The organism is Dehalococcoidia bacterium (assembly GCA_030018455.1).
Classification (GTDB): domain Bacteria; phylum Chloroflexota; class Dehalococcoidia; order DSTF01; family JALHUB01; genus JASEFU01.
The window spans coordinates 1-4,238 of sequence record JASEFU010000015.1; the positions used below are offsets into that span (position 1 = coordinate 1).

The 4,238-nt window shown below is 63.0% G+C and carries 3 protein-coding genes and 1 riboswitch; of the genes, 1 reads left to right on the forward strand and 2 read right to left on the reverse strand.

All coding sequences use genetic code 11. The annotated features are described in order from the left end of the window. Positions 1-475: 475 nt before the first annotated feature. Together QME71_11085 and QME71_11090 are read right to left on the reverse strand one after the other, a co-directional pair. Positions 476-1,963 (reverse strand): HD-GYP domain-containing protein, encoded by a 1,488-nt coding sequence (locus QME71_11085; protein ID MDI6858843.1) that lies wholly within the window; start codon positions 1,961-1,963, stop codon positions 476-478. A 168-nt stretch (positions 1,964-2,131) separates the two neighbouring features. Beyond that, positions 2,132-2,857, reverse strand: a complete 726-nt coding sequence (locus tag QME71_11090) for a FliA/WhiG family RNA polymerase sigma factor (GenBank protein ID MDI6858844.1) — start codon at positions 2,855-2,857, stop codon at positions 2,132-2,134. Positions 2,858-2,964: 107 nt separating this feature from the next. Continuing rightward, a riboswitch (cyclic di-GMP riboswitch) is annotated at positions 2,965-3,052 on the reverse strand. A 436-nt stretch (positions 3,053-3,488) separates the two neighbouring features. Between QME71_11090 and QME71_11095 the strand changes: the two genes are divergently transcribed. Continuing rightward, positions 3,489-4,163 (forward strand): TetR/AcrR family transcriptional regulator, encoded by a 675-nt coding sequence (locus QME71_11095; protein MDI6858845.1) that lies wholly within the window; start codon positions 3,489-3,491, stop codon positions 4,161-4,163. The last annotated feature ends 75 nt before the right edge of the window (positions 4,164-4,238 follow it).

Consider the following 4,238-nt stretch of genomic DNA (forward strand, 5'->3'; position numbering starts at 1 on the left):
TGAAGAACGACAACTACGGACGGCATAGTGTCACCAATGTACTGAACGAGTACAGGGGCTTGACAAAGCCCTAAGGGACGTGAATAATGCATACCGACGGGTCGGTATCTAACGGGGCGAGCGGAGAGGAAAGCCAGTCCCCAGATTTGGTTTCGAACCAAGCATGGCATGGAGGCGAATCGTGAAGAAACTAGCAGGCATCGCGTCAGCGGCGCTGGTCGTGGCCGCTGTTGCCGCGACGCAGACGCCGGTCCTCCTCTGGATCTCCTGGTGGTGGCGTTAGGAGGACAAGACCGCACCACCGAAGAGTAGCGCGGCGGGGGCGGTCTTCCCACTCTGTGAAGACACGCACCGCGGCGTCGACAGTCAGGTGCCGAGTCCGTCAATCACCGCAGTGGCCGGCCCCCGCTAGTCCGTCCCTGCGGGATCATCCTCTCCGCCTCGCCTCGCTCTCTGCCACCGGGATGCGCTGGCGCTAGGCCGCCATCCGCTCCTCTACGCTTTCCTTCCACTCCTCCAGGCACTGGAGGAACGCCTCCACGACGATCGGGTCGAACTGTATGCCGCTGTTGTTGACTATCTCCTCTCGCGCCTTGTCCCAGGGAAGCGCCCGGCGATACGGCCGGTCCGACGTCATCGCGTCGAAGGCGTCGGCGACCGCGAATATTCGGGCGCCCAGCGGGATGTCGTCGCCTTTCAGTCCCTCCGGGTATCCCTTGCCGTCGTACCGCTCGTGATGCGCGTACACAATGTGGGCGGCCCCGCTGAGGAACTTGACGTCCTTCAGCATGTCGTAGCCGATTGCCGGGTGCCGGCGCATCTCCTGCCATTCCTCCGGCGTAAGGGGGCCGGCCTTGTTGAGAATCGAGTCGGCGATGCCGATCTTTCCCACGTCGTGCAGGAGCGAGGCGCGCTCGATGTCCAGCCACTCATCGCTGTTCTTGTGGATTCCCAGGCGCTCGGCCATGCTCATGGTGTAGACGGTGACACGGCTCGAGTGGCCGGCCGTCTCCCGGTCGCGCGCGTCGAGGGCGGCGGCCAGCGCCTCCAACGTGGCGTCGTATGTCTCCTTCAGGCGGCGGGTCATCGCCAGGATCTCGCGGTTTGCCTTCTCCAGCTGCTCGTTCTTCTGCTTGAGCGCTGCGACGTGGCGCGCCGTCTTGTCCACGTACTGCTTAATCGCAAGGCGCATCATGATCGGGCCGGCGGCGAAGGCGAGCAGCCCGCTTACGCCGAGCATCTGGTACGCGAGGGCGAAGGCGATTCCCAGGAGGCCGAAGACAACGTAGTGCGGGAACAGCCACTGGAACTTCTCCTGCCATATCGACCACGCGCTCTGCCCGGTAGCGAGACTGGCGATGGATGTGACGAGGAAACTATTCACCCCGTACGTAACGGTGGCGGCGGCCAGCGCAGCGATAATCACCCGCGGAGATACTGCCAGGTCCTGCGGGTCGATGAGGGCCCAGAGTACCATCGCGGTAAGGCCGTTCCCGATGACGAGGGCTCCGGCATTGAACATGAAACGGTAGGAGAACAGGTTGTTCGGCAGGTGCGAACCCAGAGCTGTGAAAGGAGCGGCGATGGAAACTCCTGCGGGGCCGTAGAGCGCGGAGACGGCGAACAAACAAATGAAGCTCACCGACACTCTGCTGTCGCTGTAGACCAGGATGCCGAGGCGGTCCGATATCGCGGCGAGGACGGCGAAGAGAACGAGCCCGACCAGCCCGGAGTGGGGCAACTGCGGGGCATAGGCGGCAAGAACGATGACGCCCCCTATGAAGGTCGCGACCGATAGTATCGCCGCCTGCCGCGGCAGCGCCTGAGGCGCGACCCCTCCCTCTCGGGGCTCGCGCTCCGGCAGATGGGTCCCGTGTCCTATCTCCGGGCGCACGACGATTGGAGCCGGCCTCTCAACGGTCAGGCCGTTGTGGTTCTCCCGCTGCTCTTGCCTTTTCTGCATTACCGATAGGTTCCGGATCCCTATTGCGCTTCCGTGCTTGTGAGCGGCGCATGCGTACTCCTGGGCAAGCCACACCCACACCCCATTCGCGCGGACATCTCCGACATATTATCGGCACGTTCGTATCGGGCGTTGAGCCTGCCCGTCGGTCGGCGTTGGCCCTCATTCCTAGGCCGCCTCTTCCAGTTGCGGGCGAAGCTCCCTCCGCAACAGGCAGATTATCCGCTTGTGGAGCTGACATACGCGCGACTCCGAAAGACCGAGGATGCGGCCGATCTCGTGAAACGGCCGCGATTCGCCGTAGCGCAGCCGGAGGATCGCCTTGTCGCGTTCGGTAAGGATGTTGAGGGCCTCCGAAAGGAAGCCGATTGCTGCCCGTTTCTCCGCCGCTTGCGCCGGATCGCTCAGGACGTCCTCGTCTGCCAGGTCCCAGCCGTAGTTGGCGTTTGTGGCCTTGTCCTCCAGCGAGTACTCCAGGGAGACCAGGCGCGAACTGGCGCGCGAGAGAAGCTGCTGCAGGCGCGGCAGGCTGATACCCATACGCAGCGCTATCTCCTTGTGCGTCGGCCAGCGCCCGAGCTGCGCTGCCAGTTCCTGCGAGACCCGCTCGATCTCCCGCGCGTTCTTGCGGAGCGAGCGAGGGAGCGGGTCTTGCTTGCGGACCGCGTCAAGAATTGCGCCCCGGATGCGGCGGATGGCGAAACTGGCAAAGGTCGTGCCGCGGGAGGGATCGAACGCATCGACGGCCTGGATGAGACCCTCGAGGCCGTATCCCATCGCGTCCTCCTTATCGACTCCGACGGCGGCGTTGCCTTCGGAAGACATGCGTCCTACCACAAATGCCACCAGAGGCATGTGCCTGACTATCATTTGTTCTCTAGCGCTCGTCACCATTCTCTCCACGCTCCTCATAACTAAAGAAAAGCCGTCGCTGGAAATGCACCAACGACGGCAAATGCCCTTGAATGTGCGCACCGAAGGAGGCTCACTTCGGCGAGGCTTTCGGCAGCCCAGGCCACCCTAGCTCTTGCGAGCCGTAGGTCTGAGGCTTTGCGTCCCCGTTTTTCAACGGGTTTGCCTTTGTCGGTGCCCGTATTCGGTCTTAGGAGTACAGCCGGTCTGCTAACCGGCGGCAAGCCTTCTTTCGGCTAACCAAAGGAATAACGAGAAGAACGCCGAAACATAACAGGGCCTGTGAAAAGAAGCCGGGAAAGAATTACAGAAGTGGGCGACCTTGAAACGCTCCGGCCGACCGTGGTTGGCCACCGAGGCCGGAAACTGGTATGCTTTGGGTAGCGGAGGTGGAATCTTTGCGTTTTGGCTAGCACCCTGGTGGCGGGCGCACCGAGGCGAGCGTGGCCGGAGGTGACGGCCCTCGCCCTTCGCTCCCGGTCGTGACGCGAAGCTGCCGCTAATTCCAGTTAATCGCTTGTCCGCTAACCACCACCGCCGTCCGTTACGCGCACCCCCGGGTCGGGACTGAAGTGCCGCGCCAGTCGGCCGAACATAACCTCAGGTGAATCACGTGAGGCGTACCGCTCCGGCAAAACAGCAACGACGAGAACAGACGCGCGCACGCCTGGTAGAAGCTGCCCTGGGCGTCTTCGCGCTTCACGGCTACGATCACGCCACCGTCGAGGAGATCTCGCTTGCCGCCGGCCACTCCAAGGGCGCTTACTACTTCCACTTCGACTCGAAAGAGGCCATCTTCCTCGAACTGTTGTCCACCTGGGTGGGAGAACAGAACCAGCGTTTGCGTTCCTTTGACCGCTCTCCCCAGCCGCCGACCGTCGCGCTGCTCGAGACCATCGAGTCGCTCCTGCGCTACGACGATAGGAATGAGAACTGGCCGGCGCTGCTGCCGGAGTTTTGGGCGCAGGTCCAGCGCAACGAAAAGGTGCGGGAGATGCTTCACCAGGCCTACGAAGGGTGGACCTGCGTTCTGACGGGTGTCCTGGAGAAGGCGGAGCGGAGCGGCGTCTTCCGGCTTAGAGTGGAAGCGCCCGCCGCCGCCGGTCTTATCCTCGCGCTACACGATGGGCTCATCGCCCAGCGCCGCCTGCTCCCGCTCGCCGGCAAGAAGCAGCCGCTCTCGCGCACTCTGGGCGCCTTCCTCAAAGTCATAACCGAGGCCGCGGAAACAACGCCCCAGGCCGGCATTCCCCCCGTGCGCAAGCGCACTGTCAAGAAACCGCGCTAGAATTCGCTCCTCGCGCCGCTCCTGTGCTCGTTCAGAAACATTGGTGACACCTAGAATGGTGTCACTATGCGATTC